This window comes from Deltaproteobacteria bacterium (assembly GCA_018668695.1).
Lineage (GTDB): Bacteria > Myxococcota > XYA12-FULL-58-9 > XYA12-FULL-58-9 > JABJBS01 > JABJBS01.
On record JABJBS010000027.1, the window covers coordinates 1 to 18687 of the forward strand.

General features: G+C 50.4%; 14 protein-coding genes and 1 pseudogene. 10 read left to right on the forward strand and 5 right to left on the reverse strand.

Annotation, left to right across the window (positions count from 1 at the left end; genetic code table 11):
• Together HOK28_01180 and gyrA are read right to left on the reverse strand one after the other, a co-directional pair.
• Nucleotides 1-570, reverse strand: a 570-nt coding sequence (locus tag HOK28_01180; GenBank protein ID MBT6431672.1) for a tetratricopeptide repeat protein, incomplete at its 3' end; no start/stop codon positions are given.
• Nucleotides 571-585: 15 nt separating this feature from the next.
• Nucleotides 586-3216, reverse strand: coding sequence for a DNA gyrase subunit A (gene gyrA, locus HOK28_01185; GenBank protein MBT6431673.1), 2631 nt, complete (start codon nt 3214-3216; stop codon nt 586-588).
• A gap of 129 nt (nt 3217-3345) precedes the next feature.
• Between gyrA and HOK28_01190 the strand changes: the two genes are divergently transcribed.
• The gene (locus tag HOK28_01190; GenBank protein ID MBT6431674.1) at nt 3346-3681 is read left to right on the forward strand and encodes a PilZ domain-containing protein; all 336 of its coding nucleotides are present in this window, start codon (nt 3346-3348) and stop codon (nt 3679-3681) included.
• Between the two features lie 65 nt (nt 3682-3746).
• Here the strand turns inward: HOK28_01190 and HOK28_01195 are convergent, their stop codons facing one another.
• Nucleotides 3747-4244: a hypothetical protein gene (locus tag HOK28_01195; protein MBT6431675.1), complete on the reverse strand. Its 498-nt coding sequence runs from the start codon at nt 4242-4244 to the stop codon at nt 3747-3749.
• Between the two features lie 364 nt (nt 4245-4608).
• On the opposite strand from HOK28_01195, the gene HOK28_01200 reads away from it, so the two are divergent.
• The 3 genes from HOK28_01200 to lipA are packed head-to-tail and all read left to right on the forward strand — an operon-like array spanning nt 4609 to nt 7618.
• Complete coding sequence (locus HOK28_01200) at nt 4609-5925, forward strand: 2-oxo acid dehydrogenase subunit E2 (protein MBT6431676.1); 1317 nt, start codon at nt 4609-4611, stop codon at nt 5923-5925.
• A 2-nt stretch (nt 5926-5927) separates the two neighbouring features.
• Nucleotides 5928-6668 carry a lipoyl(octanoyl) transferase LipB gene (gene lipB, locus HOK28_01205; GenBank protein MBT6431677.1) on the forward strand — a complete coding sequence of 247 codons (741 nt, stop codon included), beginning with the start codon at nt 5928-5930 and terminating at the stop codon, nt 6666-6668.
• Nucleotides 6668-7618 carry a lipoyl synthase gene (gene lipA, locus HOK28_01210; protein ID MBT6431678.1) on the forward strand — a complete coding sequence of 317 codons (951 nt, stop codon included), beginning with the start codon at nt 6668-6670 and terminating at the stop codon, nt 7616-7618. The genes lipB and lipA overlap by 1 nt, the downstream gene beginning before the upstream one ends.
• A 38-nt stretch (nt 7619-7656) precedes the next feature.
• Here the strand turns inward: lipA and moeB are convergent.
• Nucleotides 7657-9069: pseudogene (gene moeB, locus HOK28_01215) on the reverse strand (molybdopterin-synthase adenylyltransferase MoeB).
• Nucleotides 9070-9318: 249 nt separating this feature from the next.
• On the opposite strand from moeB, the gene orn reads away from it, so the two are divergent.
• From orn to HOK28_01240, 5 genes are all read left to right on the forward strand, one after another.
• Entirely contained in the window at nt 9319-9858 is a 540-nt protein-coding gene (orn, locus tag HOK28_01220; GenBank protein ID MBT6431679.1) for an oligoribonuclease, read from the forward strand.
• An 84-nt stretch (nt 9859-9942) separates the two neighbouring features.
• Nucleotides 9943-11481, forward strand: coding sequence for a hypothetical protein (locus tag HOK28_01225; GenBank protein MBT6431680.1), 1539 nt, complete (start codon nt 9943-9945; stop codon nt 11479-11481).
• A gap of 345 nt (nt 11482-11826) precedes the next feature.
• Nucleotides 11827-14118, forward strand: coding sequence for a hypothetical protein (locus tag HOK28_01230; GenBank protein ID MBT6431681.1), 2292 nt, complete (start codon nt 11827-11829; stop codon nt 14116-14118).
• 93 nt (nt 14119-14211) lie between these two features.
• Nucleotides 14212-15588, forward strand: coding sequence for a DNA repair protein RadA (gene radA, locus HOK28_01235; GenBank protein ID MBT6431682.1), 1377 nt, complete (start codon nt 14212-14214; stop codon nt 15586-15588).
• Between the two features lie 114 nt (nt 15589-15702).
• Entirely contained in the window at nt 15703-16044 is a 342-nt protein-coding gene (locus HOK28_01240) for a TIGR02266 family protein (GenBank protein MBT6431683.1), read from the forward strand.
• On the opposite strand, the gene HOK28_01245 is transcribed toward HOK28_01240, so the two are convergent.
• Entirely contained in the window at nt 16041-16793 is a 753-nt protein-coding gene (locus HOK28_01245; protein ID MBT6431684.1) for a hypothetical protein, read from the reverse strand. The two genes, HOK28_01240 and HOK28_01245, sit on opposite strands and share 4 nt — an antisense overlap.
• 110 nt (nt 16794-16903) lie before the next feature.
• On the opposite strand from HOK28_01245, the gene HOK28_01250 reads away from it, so the two are divergent.
• A partial coding sequence (locus HOK28_01250; protein MBT6431685.1) for a UvrD-helicase domain-containing protein occupies nt 16904-18687 on the forward strand: 1784 nt, incomplete at its 3' end.

The following is an 18687-nucleotide window of genomic DNA, read 5'->3' on the forward strand; positions in this document are numbered from 1 at the left end:
AAGTAGCTGAGCTTGCTTACTTTCAGCACTCTCGGGCCAGTTTTTTTGCAGTAAGGCACTTTCCATACGCGCCTGATCAAAGTTTTTTAGCTCTAAATAAATACGTATAACTTCGAGTTGGGCTCTACGGGCGTCGGTGTGCCCCGGGAATTTAGATATCAAAAGCTGAAGTTGATCGATTCCCTCTTCAGGTTCACCGAGTTTGTAGCGGTAAACGTCCGCCATATGAATGTGGGCGGAGCGAGCTTCATCGGTTTTTGGGTAATGGTCGAGAAGTACGCTGTAATCGTTAACGGCTTGTTTGTAGTCGCGAAGATAGAGAACGTTGATTCTCCCCAGCCGCTCTAGAATCATCAGCCTCTGGGTTTCTTCATATTCCTTGAGCTCGCTTTTGTGTTGTAGCCGCTTAAAAATCTTGCGGTACATCTGCTCTGCTTGGAGGTAATTCTTGTTGTAGAGGAGGTCGTTTGCATTCTCGAGCCCCGAGAGAGGATCTGCCGTGCAGCTTATGCCGTTCATCGAGAAGATGAAGAGCATAAGTGCAGGCAATACTCGAAATGAATGCTTCATGGTGGGCCTTGAGTCTTAGGACTCTTCGGGCTCCGTTACGGCCTCTTCAGGAGCATCCGTTGCTTCAGGGGCGTCGGTTGTTTCCGTAGCCGCTTCGTCACCTTCTGCAATTTCTTCTTCTTCGGGCTCAACGATGCGGGCAATACTTGCGACGTTGCCGCCTTCATCGATGTTGATGATCCGTACACCTTGGGTCGAACGACCCAGTTGAGAAATCTGATCCACGGATGTGCGAATCATAACCCCGCCACTGGTGATGACCATGATGTCATCTTTATCGCTTACTCCAACGACGCCGGAAACAAGCCCGGTCCGTTCTGAGATCTTCAAGCTGATGATACCTGAACCACTGCGGCCTTGCTTTCGGTACTCGTCCATATGGGTTCGTTTACCGTAACCATTGTCGCAAATGGTTAAAACATCAGGTGCTTCCTCATTCGGAACCACCATGCCTACAACAGCATCGCCTTCTTTTTTCAGTTTGATGGCACGTACTCCGCGAGCTGTTCGGCCCATCGGTCTAACGTCATCTTCACCAAAGCGAATAGCCATACCCATTCGGGTGCCCACAAGAATATCGCTTTCACCGGTGGTGCGAACCACGTTGATAAGCGTATCTTCTTCATCGATGGTGAGAGCAATCAGACCATTGGAGCGAGGCTTCGCAAACGACATCATGTCGGTCTTTTTGATGTAGCCAAGCTTGGTAGCAAACATCAGGTAGTGACCTTCTTCAAATTCGCGAACTGGCAAAATGGCTGAGATTTTCTCACCCTTATCAATCTTAATGAGGTTGACGATGGGCTTGCCGCGGCTTGTACGACTTCCGGTAGGAATCTCGTGGACCTTGAGCCAGTAGACCTTACCTTGGTCTGTGAAAATCAAAACGTAGCTATGAGTGGAAGCAACGTAGATATTTTCTACAAAGTCTTCTGAGCGTGTGGTTGCTGCTGTTTTACCTCGGCCCCCTCGGTTTTGAGCTTGGTAAACATCAAGCGGAACACGCTTCACATAACCTGCGTGACTAACGGTCACAACACATGGCTCATCAGCGACCAAGTCTTCAGCCGAAATCTCTCGTCCATGAAGAACGAGTTCTGTACGGCGTGGGTTTTGGTACTCTTCCTTAACAGCAACCAGTTCGCCTTCGATAACCTGCATCAAAAGCTCATCAGAGCTTAAGATAGAGACGAGACGCTCGATGATGTCACGAAGCTCTTCGGCTTCGTTGGCAAGCTTGTCGCGTTCAAGACCTGTAAGGCGTGCAAGGCGCATATCTAAAATGGCCTGTGCCTGGCGCTCATTGAGCGTGACGTGACCGCTGGCCATAGCTTCTTTGCCAGTTTCGTAGTCGAAGGTCAGCAATCGCTCGCATAGCTCAGTGAACGCAGGGCTCATTGGGAGCTTCTCAGCCATGATGTTGGCTTTGGCTTCAGGCTGATCTTTGGCGGCACGAATGATTTCAACGATTCGGTCAATCGAATCGATGGCAGCAAGTAAACCAAATACAGTGTTGAAACGCTTTCGCGCTTCGCGAAGTTCAAATTGACATCTACGGGTTACAACATCACGTCTGTGGTCGATGAAGTAGCGCAGCATGTCTTTGAGTGAAAGAACACGTGGCTGGCCATCAACAATGGCGAGCATGTTGTAGCCGAATGATGTCTGAAGAGACGTTAGGCGGTAAAGTTGGTTGAGAATAACTTCGCCAAATGCATCTTTCTTACATTCGATAACAACACGCATTCCGTCACGATCGGACTCATCACGAATATCGCTGATGCCTTCGATGCGCTTGTCGCGTACGAGGTGTGCAACCTTTTCAACGAGGTGTGCTTTGTTGACCTGGTAAGGCAGTTCGTGAACGACGATACGGTCTTTACCTTTGTTATCTACAACTTCTGCTTTAGCGCGTACGTGAATAATTCCGCGGCCGGTTTCATAAGCAGTGCGCAGTGCGCCTGTTCCGTAAACGATACCGCCTGTTGGAAAGTCGGGGCCTGGAATGTGTTCCATTAAATCGAGAACGGTCATGTCGGCGTTGTGAATCAATGCAATGGCACCATCGACGACTTCACCCAAGTTATGGGGAGCGATGTTGGTGGCCATACCAACGGCGATACCGGAAGAGCCGTTGACCAATAGGTTTGGAAAACGGGTTGGGAGAACCAAAGGCTCTTCTAGTGAATCATCGTAGTTGGGTCCGAAGTCGACAGTTTCTTTGTCGATGTCTGCAAGCATCTCGCTCGCGAGCTTCGACATTCTCGATTCGGTGTATCGCATGGCGGCAGCAGAGTCGCCGTCAACGCTACCGAAGTTACCCTGACCATCGATGAGCATGTGGCGCAGCGAAAAGTCTTGAGCCATACGTACCAAAGTATCGTATGCAGCTTGGTCACCGTGTGGGTGATACTTACCAATAACGTCACCGACGATACGGGCAGATTTTTTGTAAGCTCGGTTGTAGTGGTTACCTAGCTCATGCATCGCGAAGAGAACGCGGCGGTGAACTGGCTTAAGACCATCACGAACGTCGGGTAGAGCTCGTCCGATAATTACGGACATAGCGTAGTCTAAATAGGACGCACGCATTTCATCTTCGATGTCGATGGGCTCCGGGATTTTATGATCAATTGTGTCAGTCATGGGGCGGCTTATAACCAAGTCAGCGGCCTACAGCAAACGCTTAAAGGGCCTGATTTATACATCTTTTGAGGTGGATTTGGACCGCCGATTTTTTGCCTTTTGGAGGTGTGTGGAACAACAATTGTCTCCATGGACTCATTTCCGGAAAAACGACAAAATCCGCGCATCGAAACGGCCATTCCAATCGAGGTTTGCTCGGGTCGAATGCCGATGGTTGCTCATGATTTGAGTACGGGTGGCATGCAAGTTACCTCTTCACGGCCCTTGTGGCCTGGCCAGCTCCTAAGAGTGCGCTTCCGGCTTCCGAAAACCGACCAATTTATCTGCTGCACCTGCCGTGTAGCTGGTTTGATTGATGTTCCAGTTGGTGTGGGGCTGAGTTTGACCTTTATGAGGCTTGATCCCGAAGCTCACCGGCTGATTGCACGTTGGGTGGGGCGCCGATTTCTGGAAGCAGCAGCGTAGAATGCCCGAAGGCCTACTGACCCCAGACTAAAAAACCACTTAAATGAGTACAGATCTCGGTTCGGCTAGTTGTCGACGAAGAGTTTTCCTACCAAATCGACATCTAAAAGACCGAAATCGACATGTGTGGTTTCAATAAAGAGACCGCCCGATCGCAGTTCATGGCTGGCTTGAAATCGCACAGCAATTTCTAGGGTTTCTCCGGGCATCAAGAGATTATCTGTCTCACTGTCCCAGTCTGTTAGAAAATATTCATTGGCCTCTGAACCGTAGACCGTTGTGTCGGAGCTAATGTAGACCGCCGTGATAAGAACTGACGAATGAGTCTGGTTTTTCACTAAAACCGAACTCTCAATCTCAGAAGCTGTATGAAAGTCCCCGAAAAACATAAGTTCTTCTGGATATGCACGGACTGCCACGCTTTCCTCGAGCTCTTGCTCTTCCTCTTCTTCTTCGTTTTGGTTGCAGTTTAAACACTGTGGATCTTCGGCTCCAGGTGGACTTTGCCCGTTTGGCTCTTCAACCAAGCCAGGCCCACACGCCGTAAGTAGAGCTACGCCCACACACCAAACCAAACCCGCCTTCTCATACCATCGCCTCATAGTTAAAGTGTAACCGGAATATGCGGTGCGTCAAAAATTTATTGTTGAATTTGTTGATTAATCAATAAGTCGCGGCGCAAGGATGTGTTGAGTCTTCGCAGGGTGATCCATGTAATGCCTTGTTATTAAATAGCTAATTTTTTTTGGGGACGTTTCCTGGGACTCGGGAATGTATCGGGATGATGCCTAACCGAATGGTTTTCGGTCTCTTGGCCCACGCGCGTTTGACGCTTCACGCCATCTCTTTGTTTGTATTCTTCTATTGGGCTTTGACTTGGAAGTTGATAGAGGGGCTTCGCGAATTTGGACGCAAAGGAGGCCGGTTATGGCTCAAGATGTTGTTATGCCGCAGATGGGTGAATCCATCGCTGAAGGCACCATTACTACATGGCTAAAAAACGTAGGTGACACCGTTGAGCGTGATGAAGCGCTTTTCGAGATGTCGACCGATAAAGTGGACGCTGAGATCCCTTCCCCCGTTGAAGGCACACTGCTTGAAATTAAAGTAGAAGCCGGAGCAACGGTTGAAGTTGGAACAGTTGTAGCCGTCATCGGTGCAGCGGGTGAGTCCGTAGGCACTTCCGCTCCTGCCGCAGCGCCTGCTGCTGCGCCAGCTGAAGCAGAGCCAGAAGCCGCGGCTGCTGCGCCGGCAAGTGACGCGCCAAAGAGCGCCGAGGAACGACGCCGGGTGAAGAGCTCGCCGGTCGTTCGTAAGATTGCCGCTGAGCATAATATAGATATCGGCCAAATTTCGGGAACCGGGGCCAGTGGCCGCGTGACCAAGTCTGATATTCTCTCATTCATCGATTCAGGTGCCGCCGCTGCTCCAGCTGCCGCCGCTCCGGTTGCTGCTGCTCCGGCTGCCGCTGCCCCAGCTGCCGCCGCTCCAGCCGCCGCCGCTGTAGCCGGTCAGTTTGAAGTGCCAGCTGCATACCGCGGTAAAGTCATGGAAGGTGATCGCGTAGAAGATATGTCCAATATGCGCTCGAAAATTGCCGAGCACATGGTCGTTTCAAAGCACGTATCCCCGCACGTTGCCACGGTTTGGGAAGTCGACTTTAGCCGCGTTGCTGCGCTTCGCAAGAAGTACAAGGCCTCATGGCAAGAGCGCCATGGCGTGAACCTTACGTTCACCTCTTTTATCCTGAAGGCAACGGTAGATGCTCTTAAAGCTCACCCGGTTCTCAATGCCAGCCTTGATGGTAAAAAGATGATTTATCACCGTGATATCAACTTAGGTTTGGCGGTTGCGCTGGACTGGGGCTTGATTGTTCCTGTGATTAAAAATGCCGGTGAGCTTAACCTACTTGGACTTACGCGCCGAGCAGGTGATTTGGCTGAGCGAGCTCGCTCCAAGAAGTTAAACTTTGACGAAGTTCAAAATGGTACTTTTACCATTACGAACCCAGGTGTCTTTGGCCCGATGTTTGGTTTGCCAGTTATCAACCAGCCGCAAGTCGGTATCCTTGGCGTTGGCGCCGTTGAAAAGCGTCCTGTCGTGATTGATGATATGATTGCGATTCGAACCCGTGCATACATGGCGATGTCTTTTGATCACCGTCTTGTAGATGGTGCGGATGCAGATCATTTTATGAAGCGCATCAAGACCGGCATCGAGGAGTTCGACGAAAACGAGCTTTAAGTATGACTGCTGACTCTCCCCTCCGAAAGCTTCGCGTGGAGCGCATGGGTACCGTAGGTTACGAGCCCATGCATGAGCTCCAAAAGAGCCGCCACGCCGATGTTTTGGCTGGCCATCAAGACGATACGCTTTTCTTGCTCGAGCATTTGCCCGTGATTACGGCTGGAAAAAACACCGGCCGCGGGCATGTTCTCGCGGCGGAGCCAGAGCTTGCACGTCGTGGGGTAGAAATCTTTGATTCAGGTCGCGGCGGTGACGTCACTTACCATGCACCAGGACAGATTGTCGGTTACCCGATTGTTCACCTCGCCGAGGGCGAGCGCGATATTCGAAAATATGTCTGTAATTTGGAAGAAGTCCTGATTCGCACTGCGAAGGATTTTGGGATTGTAGCGGCCCGTGTAGATGGAATGCGCGGCATTTGGGTTGGCAATGACAAATTGGCTGCCGTTGGTGTACGAATATCACGTTGGACAACGATGCATGGCTTCGCGCTGAACGTAACCACAGATTTAGATGGTTTTGATTTGATTGTACCTTGTGGCCTTCAGGGGCGCGGTGTAACGAGCTTAGAGAAGTTGCTCGGACAAGCACCTTCTTTAGTAGACGTGGAAAATAGATTAGCGCATCATTGTGGTGATGTTTTAGGTCGAACGCTTGAAGAAGCTTCACCTTCCTCGTTGCCTCAAGTTCCTGAGGATATTGCAACCGGTAGCAGCAAGCAGGTCGGTGGAGTAAGTTGATGGCAGAAGCAGTTGAGCCCTTGATTCAAATAGGCAAGCGGGCGGCTATTCCCAAGAAAGGTGAAGCTGCGCGGCGACCACCTTGGCTGCGCGTTAAAGTGCGCCAGAATGAAACCTTTGACGAGGTGACTTCGCTTCTCAAAGGACTCAAACTCAACACAGTTTGTGAAGAGGCACGATGCCCGAATATTTGGGAGTGCTGGGGAGAGCACCGAACTGCAACGTTTATGATTCTCGGTGAAATTTGTACCAGAGCCTGCCGCTATTGCTCTGTGACAAGTGCAAAGCCCACGGGGCTTGATTTAGAAGAGCCTGAGAACGTGGCAGAGGCAGTTGAAAAAATGAAGCTCGCTCATGCCGTACTAACGAGTGTGGATCGAGACGACTTACCTGACTTTGGCGCAGGCCACTGGGTAGAAACCATTGAAGCGATCAAGCGCCGAAGCCCCGAAACGAAGATTGAGATCCTTACCCCCGATTACAACGGCGATTGGAATCAGCTCAGACGGGTCTTGGATACCCATGTGGACGTGTTTAGCCACAATATGGAAACAGTACCTCGGCTCTACCGCCGGCTTCGCTCTAAAGGGATTTACGAGCGTTGTTTAGATCTCTTGAATGAACTCGATAAATACCGAGTTGAGCAGCAAATTCAGATGACCACGAAAACGGGCATCATCTGCGGAATGGGTGAAGAGATTCCTGAGATTTTAGAAGTGATGGACGATCTTCGAAAAGTGAATGTGGATGTTCTCACAATGGGACAGTATTTAAACCCCACGAAAAAGCACCTCCCCATCGCACGGTTTTATACTCCGGAAGAGTTTGAGATGCTTAAAGAAGAGGGGCTCAAACGCGGCTTCAAATCCGTGGTGAGTGGCCCACTGGTTCGCAGCTCGTATCATGCCCATGAGCATGTTCCGCAGGCCTTGGAGTCCGAGAGCAAGTAAGTGAAAAAAAAGCGCCGGGTAGGCGCTTTTTTAATGTCTTAATAGGTTGGTAAGTCAGGATCGACTTCTTCACTCCAGGCCCTGATTCCGCCTCGTAGATTTTTCAGAGTCCCAAAGCCATTGTCTTGCAAAATTTTGTAGGCCTTTTTCGAGCGACCTCCCATTTTACAATAAATGATGACTTCATCGCTGCCACGAATTTCACTCAAACGGCTTTGAATCTGTCCTAAGGGTATCAGCGTTGCCCCTTCGATATGGCAGATGTCCCATTCATGAGGCTCCCGCACATCGATAAGATGAAGGTGATTTGTTTTGAGCCGCTCTTTGAGTGCGAGTGGTTCAATATCGACAACTCCGCCGTCATCTTCTGCGCTGCTTTCATGATCGTTGGCCGGTACACCACAAAACTGCTGATAATCGATAAGTTCGGTGATGGGTTTGGCTTCGGGATCTCGGCGCAATTTAAACTCTTTAAACGACATATTCATGGCGTCATAGGTGAGCAGGCGACCGGATAACGTGGTGCCTGTTCCCAAAATGATTTTGATTGTTTCCGTTGCTTGGATACAGCCCACAACACCCGGGAGAATTCCCAAGACGCCTCCCTCTGCGCACGATGGCACAAGTCCAGGTGGCGGCGGCTCCGGATAGAGGTCACGGTAATTGGGACCGCCCTCATAGTTAAACACTGTGCATTGACCATCGAATTTAAAGATGGAGCCATACACGTTGGGTTTGTCTAAAAGCACGCAGGCGTCGTTGACGAGATAGCGGGTTGGGAAATTATCGGTTCCGTCTACAACCACGTCGTAAGGTTCGAAAATACGAAGCGCGTTCTCGCTGGTGAGAGCTTCGTCATAAAGGTCCACCTGAATATGCGGATTGATATCTAGGATACGCTCCTTGGCGGACTCTACCTTGAGCTTACCCACAGTAGAGGTTCCATGAATGACCTGGCGCTGAAGATTGGATTCATCAACAACATCGAAATCCATGATGCCAATACGACCCACACCGGCTGCCGCTAAATAAAGTAGCAGGGGCGAACCGAGCCCACCTGTCCCTACGCAGAGCACCGAGCTGTTTTTTAATTTGGTTTGCCCTTCCATGCCGACCTCTTCAAGAATGAGGTGCCTGGAATAGCGTTGTATCTCTTCATTGGTTAACGCGCTCACGTCTTAGCCTCCTGCAATCGAGGGAATGATGCTCAATGCATCGCTTGAGGCGAGTACCGTGGCTCGTTTATCCAAAAATCGGATGTCTTCATCGTTAAGATAAACATTGACGAAGCTACGCAGCTCTCCATCTTCTCCAAATAGATGTCGTTTAAGATCTGGGTACTGCGAGGTCAAATCGCTGAGGGCATCGCCCACAGTTGCGCCTGCGACGCTGACTTCAGAATTCTTGCCCGCATAAGGGCGAAGAGGGGTTGGTAGTGCAATTGTAGCCATAATTTACTCCATCCGGTCGTGCCGGCCATTTATATGTGAGTCAATAACTTATATATGCGTTCTGTTTGGTGGTTTGCAAGAAGATAGATTCAGAATTTTATTCAGAAAGAGGTCATTTTTATGAATGATTTCCTTAATGATCGGAATAAACGTCCAAGAGAGGCCCTCTTGAAACTCAAAGTTGAGCTTTAGCCGCTCAATGGTGTAATGACCGTTGCAACTAATCGGATCTTCGAGGGGAAGAGAAATATGTCGCAGAGCAACACGAATTTAGTCTGGGTTGATTTAGAAATGACCGGGCTATGCCCAGAAACCTGCGTGATTGTGGAAGTTGCCATGATTATCACGAATCGGGAACTCAAGGTTATTGATAAGCCTCTGAATGTAGCTGTTTGGCAGCCTCCAGAAGTTTTGAGCCGTATGGAGCCCTATGTGGCTAATATGCATAAGAATAGTGGCTTGATGGCTCGAATCGAGCAGAGCCGTTTGTCTCTGGCTGGTGCCGAAAAGCAGATGATGGAGCTGATGACCAAGCACTGCGCTTATGGAACCGCGCCTTTGTGCGGCAATACCATCGGCCAAGATCGTCGCTTTCTTGTGAAGTATATGCCGCAGGTCGATGGCTACTTACATTACCGAAATATTGATGTTTCAACCGTCAAAGAGCTTGGACTCTGGTGGTACGGCGCTAAATACATCAAACCAGACGATGGAAAGCACACCGCGTTGCACGACATTCAGCAATCCATCGAAGAGATGCGCTATCTTCGGGGCTCTGTCTTCAAATAGTCGACGAAATCGCTGATTTATCCTTCCCAAGATCTCTTGCCCACTTAGCAAAGCCGCGATATATGCGCGCGCATGCTTGATATCATGAGAAAAAAGAGCGGCTCTGTTGTGATGTATTTCATCCTCGGTGCTATTATTTTGGTTTTTACCTTCACCTTCGGTCCCAGCGCGGGTCCAACATGTGGAGGCAGCAGCGACGACTATGCGGCCTTGGTCGATGGTGATCCAATTCGCCAGCAAGATTTCGCAGTCTTTTATCAACAACGTGTTGATCAAATGCGCCAGTCACTCGCAGGCAGCGGGCAAGATCTTGACCCTGAATTCCTAGAGCGTCTCGGTTTACGCAAGCAGGTACTCGACGGACTGATTGACCGTAAGCTTTTGGCTCATGAAGCTGCAAGCCGCGGCTTGAGTGTTTCCGATGACGAACTCTTGAAGTACATGAAAGAAAACTTCGGCCTCGAGAACGTAACTGGGGAACAGTTCGAAGCTTTCGTCACGCGTTATTACCGAATGCCGGTTTGGCGTTTCGAAGAAGATGTTCGCAGTGAGATTTTAGGTCAGAAGATTGCTGATGTTATCACTGACAACCTCGCAGTGAGTGAACCGCAGGTTAAGCAAGATTACTTCAAAGAGTATGACCGTGTGATGGTTAGCTTTGTTCGCTTTGATGTGAAGTCGAAAGACCAAGCTGAGCCAAGCGCTGAGCAAATTGCGACACTCCTAAAAGATGAAGCTGAAGCTGTTCAGGCTCGCTTCTCAAAGGATGCTCCTCTTTACCAAACACCAAAGCAGGTAAGAGCACGCCAGATTCTTCGCAAGCTGGAGCGCGATGCTTCTGACGAAGAAATTGCGGCAGCGATGAAGTACTTGGCTGAAGTGAAGACGAAGCTTGATGCTGGTGCGAAGTTTGAAGAGCTCGCGAAGACAGAGTCTCAAGATGAGTCTACCGCCGGCAAAGGTGGCGACATGGGATTTTTCAGCCGTACACAGGTTGTGAAGACTGTGGCCGATGCTGCTTTCTCACTGAAAATTGGAGAAACAACTGCGATGCCGGTTAAGACACGTTTAGGTGTTCACCTGATTCGAGTTGAGCAAATCAAAGAGTCCACCACGCAAGGCTTTGACGACGTAAAAGAAAAAGTTGCAGCTTCTATGCTCAAGGAGCGGGCGGCTCAGTCCACCACGATGGCTACCGCGCAAGCGATGATCGATGCTGTTCAAGGTGGCAAGACGCTAGAAGAACTGACTCAGACAGAAGCTCAGGCACGGGAAAATCCTGAAGCGACATTGCCTCTGGCACGTGTAAGCCCATGGATTCGTAAAACTGATACTTCTATTCCGCGCATTGGTTTCTCAGAAGAGTTTCACAAGGCTGTCTTTGCACTTACCGAAGATGCACCTTTGGTGGCAACGCCGTACAAAGTGGGCAATGCTTACTTTGTGGCTGAATACGTAACCCGTGAAGAGCCTACTGATGAAGGTTTCAACGAGCGTAAAGAGAGCCTCATGAAGCAAGCGGTCTCCAGCAAGCGTCAGCGTGTACTGCGCGACTGGATCGGCCACCTTCGAAGTGAAGCAACGGTTGAGCTTAACCCAAGTATCCTTGGCGACGGCGCATAAAGATCTGAATCTGCCGGTGTAAAGCCGGCAGAACCAACCTCTCTTTCTATACCCCCACAAAATCTACGACGTGAATTTGGTCCCGATTGATCTTGGCCATGTCCGCACCCCTGCGTTTTGGCTCTACCTTGATCGTGGTTGAGTTGCATATTGTTAGATTAAAACCGAGGTATTTCAGTAGTTTAAGTCATTTTGGGTTTGAGGCGTGCATTGTTTGATCCAGGCCTACGAATTTTAATGAAAATCACGCAACATTTCGGTCGCCTCGCCGATACATATTCTATCGCACATCTGATGCGTGAGGCGCGCTCTATAGTGTGTTGTAATAATGGTTGAGGGAATTCCATGATCGATGGCCCAGGTGCAGCAAATCCAAGTTTAAAAGTTCCGGCACTGCGACAGGCCGAGACCGAAGAGATCTCGAAGCAGAAGCCAGTAAGCACGCCGAGTCCGGTCCAAGGTCCGTCACCGGCGACTCAGGCTCCGGTTGGCCCAGCTGCCGATACATTCTCAACTCAGCTTACAACCAAAGGTCTCTCCACTCTCGAATCGTCTGAACAGTCCCTACTTTCGACAGAATCCGGCGACGGACGTCCCACAGGCCCGCGACAAGCTGCGGCTAAAGATCCCGTGCTTAACAATTGCGAACGCATTGCACCGCAAGAAGGCGAAACCTGGGGCGAAGTGATAAAGCGGCATTATGGGGCAGAGTTAAGCCCAGGTTTGGTGGCGAGAATTGCTCAGGCCAACGGACAGCGCGATGATATGCGTCCGCCAAAGATTGTGGCCATGCCGGCAGCAAAAGACCTCTTCTATGAATTGCACCCGGCTGAGCGCGGCGCATCTCGTAAGATCATTCATTCTGCAAAGTTTGTCTTGGTTGAACCAGGCCAAAGTATCGAAGATGTCATTAAGCAGCACTACAAAGTAAAGAACCCCAAAGCACTCAAGGGTTTGGCCGAGGCAACGCAGTACCTCAACGATGCCTCGCGCTACGGCGCTACTCCAAGTGTTATCGCTTTACCATCGCTCAAACATTTAGGTGGCTTGCTTTCACGGATGCGCGCAGAAGTTGAAGCGGTTGAAGCACGCCGTTCCACTGTAGATGAAGTGGCAATTCTGCCGCCGCTGCCACCTTCAGCAGGTCGTAAATTACGAGACCTCCTCACCACCGATAAGAAAAAGCTATACAGCATTCCCGTTGCTGGCGGACGTTATCAGACTGAGTGGAATGACAACTTAGGCGATTTATCAATTTACGTTTACCGAGAAGCTTTGCTCGATGACGGTCTCACCGAAGAAGAAGCCGAGCATAGACTTCAAGACATTATGGCGACAGTTGCACGTATCAACGATTTGACGACGGTGGATGTTGGCGCGAGCCGCGAGATTTATTTGCCTTCGATGCGTGAAATTGAAAACTTTTTAGGCGACCGTCAGGTCCGCCAAGCCACAGATCGCTTTAAGTCTCCAAAGAACCAAGTTTGGAATGAGATTCGGGCCATCAGCCAAGGTGCTCAGTTTCGTGCAGAAGCCATCGAGACGTTGGTGGTAAGAGAATCTGCTCCAGATTCTAAGGAGCGTATTCAGGGTATTGAGAAGGCCAACGACGTTGTGTTTGATATGCGGGTCGAAGAAGCTGCAAACAATGCGAGCCATGTAGGGTTGCCACAAATTGGCGCCATCTACGGTATCTTGATGGAGCTTTATGACGACACCCGGAAAGTAGAACCGGGGCAACTTGAATTTCGACGGGCTGATGAAACGCTGAATGATTATGCCCAGCGATTATTTAACGAGACTCTTAAACCACGTGAACTTGAGCTATTTAACAAGCACCCGGAAATGCTCTTAGCTGTCCACCTTAAAATCATGAACCGCAACACCAAGTGGGAACCCGGTCAGCGTAAAGCGCTTGAAGTGGGTCTAACAAAGCTTGGTTTGATGGACGCTGAAGGCAATATTAAATTAAAAGGATGTGAAGACAACGGATGCGTCGACCGCAGAACCGCAGATGTTTTCAGCGAAGCAACTGGGCTTGAGCTGGAATACGTAGAAGGTGAAACCATCGACCAATTTTTCGGCCGAGCCGCTCAATTACCGCTTAGTGCTGATCAAAAGGAAACCCTTCGTCTTGTCGTGTTTTTCAACGTGATGGCTAAAAAGAATATTGCGAAACTTGAAGCCGAAGGCGTGAAACCTGAAGACATGGAGAAGCAGACCATTTGCCTCGATGACGTTGAAGCCAACATGGGCGTACGTTCTGAAGAGTTCTATGGTAACTGCGGAAGCGCACTTTCCGAGCATGAGCGAATTCACCTTGCGGCTGTAATGCTCTCCAATGTTCAAGACGTGGATCTAGAGACGACCGAGGATAGCGCAAACGAAGGCGATGACCGCCGAGTGAATGCATTTCGCTCACGCTTTCTTTTCGAAGTTGAAAAGCAATGGGGCAAGCCCCTCGTATTCGACGACATCACCGATAAGCTTTTTCGCGAAGCTTCACTGCGTATGATGGAGAATATGTTAGATGATGTTGAAGAATACGAAGCTAAAATTCATGAGGGCGTACGCCAGTGCATGCAACTCTTACTCAGTGGCCAACCCCTTGGTGCCCCCGCTTCTTGGTTCGCTTAGGAACTCCCTACTCTTTCCTACACTTAGAGCGACTTAGCTCTGCCGAACCTCAACGCCGTTTAACTTGTCAGGCCTTTATGGCATTGCATAGACATGAAGGTTCGAACGGTATTCATCTGTCAGTCTTGCGGACATCAAGAAACCAAGTGGATGGGACGCTGCTCCGATTGCGGTGAGTGGGGCTCCCTGGTTGAAGAAAATGTCGCGACTAAATCTAAAAAGACAACCAAGCCTGCACCCACGCGCTCCGGAGGGGTCACCGCCCTTGGTGATGTCGACGTCTCAAAGACGCCGCGCACTTCCACCGGCATTATCGAACTCGACCGCGTATTAGGCGGCGGTTTGGTCAAGGGGGCGCTTACCTTGGTGGGCGGAGATCCGGGCATTGGAAAGTCTACGCTCTTGCTGCAAGCGATGGGCAACTTGGCATCTCAAGGCTTGAAGATTCTGTACCTCAGCGCGGAAGAGAGCCTTCAACAAATCAAGATGCGAGCCGACCGTTTGGGTGTGCAAAGCGATGGGCTTTTTCTCCTGGCAGAAACCCATATGGAATATCTCGACAACGCCCGGCGCGAGCTTAAGCCTGATGTGATGGTCATCGACTCCATCCAAACCGTAGGCGTAAGCACGGTGCAAAGTGCTGTCGGTTCGGTTTCACAGATTCGAGCGGTTACCCAAAACTTAATGGAAGCGGCGAAAGGCGAGGGCATCACAACTTTCGTTGTGGGGCATGTGACGAAGGAAGGTGCGATCGCTGGACCTAAAGTGATGGAGCACATGGTTGATACGGTGCTTTATTTCGAAGGCGAACGAACTGGTCCTTACCGAATGCTGCGCGCTCATAAGAACCGCTTTGGTTCGGCGCAAGAGATCGGCGTCTTTGAAATGGAGCACGATGGTCTGCGGCCCGTAAGCAATCCGTCTGAGCTTTTTTTAAGCCAGCGCGCGGATGGTCCCGGTGCGGTGGTGGTAACCTCTTTGGAAGGTTCTCGGCCCATCTTGCTTGAAGTCCAGGCTTTGGCCACTCCATCGATTTATGGAACTCCGAGGCGCACCACCATCGGTTTCGATCAGCAGCGGGTGGCGATGCTTTGTGCGGTTTTAGAAGCGCGTGCGGGCCTAGCTCTGAGCGGCTTTGATATTTACGTCAACGTTGCCGGCGGTGTGCGGGTCAGTGAACCAGCAGCAGACCTTGGTGTTTTACTCGCGTTAGCATCCACGGTCAGTGGCCGGGCGGTACCCTCGGACACCGTTGTGGTGGGTGAGGTTGGTCTTTCGGGTGAAGTACGAGGCGTATCTCAGTTGGGTGTTCGTCTCGCTGAAGTTGAAGCCTTGGGGTTTAAACGCTGCGTTGTCCCATCAAGAGATTTAGACCGTCTTAAAAATCCTCCCTCATCTATAGATCTTACGGGCGCATTGACTGTGTCTCAGGCCATGGAATGTGCGGGCTTAAACTTTACTAGAAGCTGAAAATAAGCTCTGTTACACTTAAATGATGGGCAAGGATGAAGATCCTTATCCAGATTGCCGCGTATGCTTGTTTTCTCCTAATGTATTTAGGCGAAAGCATGAAAGGTTGACGAGATGACAGGTGGTCGTGAACGCCGAATAAACGAACGGCTCTCTTTGGAGCTCTTGGTTCAGTTTCGTCTCAAGACGATGGACGATTTTCTTACAGATCATGCGTCTAATATTTCCACGGGTGGCATGTTTATCCGCACAGATTCTCCGAAGCCACTGGGCGCCATGGTCTACCTACAGTTTCAATTGGAACAAGGTGAAACTTTGATTGAGGGTCTGGGCCGCGTGGTTCACGTAAACCCTGCTGGAAGTCAGGCACCGGGGATGGGCATTGAGTTTGTAAATCTCGATGACGAATCCGAAGAAACCATTGGTAAAATTATCAGCTCGCGAGCGGCTTCTTAAGCTTTAATTCTAAACATAGGCCCCGTGTTTCGGGCTTGAGGTGTTGGAGCCTTTTGGGTCGGGCGCTCACCAAGAATGGTGCGTGCTAGAGTTTGGGCTGCTTTATCGTAATCCGTTGCATCCTCTGGACTCTCATGGTCCCAATAAAACAGGCTTTGACCGTTTTGAGTTTGAAGCGCCGCACGGTTGACTTCGCTTAGGGCAGAACAAAGCGTAAAGGAGCGAAGACTGGCTCCAAGCTTCTGTGCGATATGCAGAAGCATGATTTCGGGATCTGCGAAGTTTTGGGCGTTGAGGATAAACCAAACGGGATACGGGTTCGTAAGTTTTGGACTCAGATCTGAGATACGCGTGTCGGTGGCTGACCAGTCTATGCGTTTGGAATCTATCCATAAGCTTTGAGAACTTGAAGCAGCCAAGCGGTGAATGCCGAGCGTTTGCTCAACTTGGTGACGTTCTTTAAGGCGCTGAGGGGCTTGTTGCGTGAAAACTTGAGCAACCTGATAATACCAGTTCTCTTGCTCATCAATCTCTTTCGGTTTGGCCGGGAGCGTGAGCCCGAGGCTCGGCGCAGAACTTACGAATTGATCCAGCGTAATTGTCAGGTCTCGCGTGTAGGGTGACACACTCTCGCGCCAAGGTAGCTTGCCGACCAGTAGGTGAATCGGGCGATAGAGTAATCCCAGCTCGGCTGCGGGTAAAAGAATGTTGCGGGCGACCGCATCTGGGGTGGATGAATCAAAAGACATACAAGCTCCTCTCACTACTCTAGCGGTCTCGCGGTGTGAGAGCTAGGGCGTTGCGAGATCGGGGCTTTTATGAAACACCCTGAGAGCTATCAAAGGAATAAGGCGATACGATGGAACTGAGTCAACTCAATGACGCCCAACGAAAAAGCGTTCTACATGGTGATTCACCGCTTTTAATGTTGGCAGGCGCAGGAACCGGTAAAACGACGGCGATCACCTACCGCGTGGGGCACCTAATGCATGAGCGTGGTGTGCGGCCAGACAAAATACTCGCACTCACTTTTACGAATAAAGCGGCCAGAGAAATGCGCGAGCGCTCAGCACAGATTGCTCAAGTAGACGCGCGCTGGCTTGCTATGGGCACATTCCACAGTATGTGCGGCCGGTTGCTACGAGAATTTGGTCACCTGATGGGTTTGGACCGTCAATTTGTTATTTATGATCAAGCTGACCAGCTTCAGATGGTTAAACAGTGTTTGGCCGAGTTAAACCTAGATACCCAGGTTTATGCGCCCCGCGCGATTCGTCACCGTATCGAGCAATGGAAAAATCAGGGTCAGCGGCCTGAGGATGTTGAGCCGTCTCAATTTGACATGGTTGAGAGAAAAGCTCTTGATGTTTATAAGCTCTATCGCAAGCGTTGCCTCGCTTCCAATGCTGTTGATTTTGGTGACATGCTTCTTCACATGGTGAGTTTGTTAAAGCGCCATGACTTGGTACGCGATGCTTGCCACAACCGCTGGTCCCACATTTTGGTGGACGAGTATCAAGATACGAACCCGGTTCAGTATCAGTTGCTACGTGCGTTGGTTACGCCCAAGCACAGCATCACGGTGGTTGGTGATGATGACCAGTCGATTTACCGCTGGCGAGGCGCCGATATTGGCAACATCCTGCGGTTCGAGCAGGATTTCCCCGGTGCTGAAGTGATTCGCCTTGAGCGCAATTACCGCTCAACGCAGGTTATTCTTGAAGCGGCCAACGCTTTGATTTCTCACAACGCGGCTCGTAAGGGAAAGACGCTCTACACGGATGAGGACCGAGGCGATTTATTAACGCTGCGGGTTTACCCCAATGAGCGAGACGAGGCAGAGGCTATTGCAGATCATATCGACCGTGAAACCGACAAAATCGAAAGCGAAGATGGTGAATTCGGTGTGCTCTACCGTACGAATGCCCAAAGCCGGCCCATCGAGGACGCACTGCGAAGAAGAAGTATTGTTTACGAAATTTACGGTGGCGTACGATTCTATGACCGTAAGGAAGTAAAAGATGCCTTAGCTTACGTGAGACTTTTGGTGAACCCACGCTCCGATGTGGATTATCAGCGCATCATCAACGTACCGGCCCGCGGTATTGGTAAAACCTCGATTGAGAAAATCCGAGCCTTGGCCGTTGAGCATGACCTCACCATGTTCGATGCAACACAGAAAGTTGTGGCGGGTGAACTGGAGGGCCCATCACGCGCTCGCAATAAGCTCAAAGCATTTATGGATTCGTTTCAAAGTGTGGCTGCCCGCCAAAGCGAAGAGTCACCGGCACAGGTTGTTCAAGATCTTCTTGAGGAGATGGGTTATCTCAGTGCACTTCAGGCCGAGGGAACTGACGAAGCTCAAGACCGCATTGCTAACCTTGATGAACTCATCTCGGCCATTGCTGAATATACTGAGCTGGTTGAAGAACCTTCGTTGGCGGGCTTTTTAGAAGAGGTCACCCTGGCCAGTGATATTGATGCCATGGAAGATATGCCGCCTCAGGTTTCGTTGATGACGCTTCACGCCGCCAAGGGTCTCGAGTTTCGGACCGTTTTCATGCCGGGCATGGAAGAGGGCATTTTCCCTCACAGCCGAAGCATGGACTCCAAGCCAGAACTCGAGGAGGAGCGGCGGCTTTG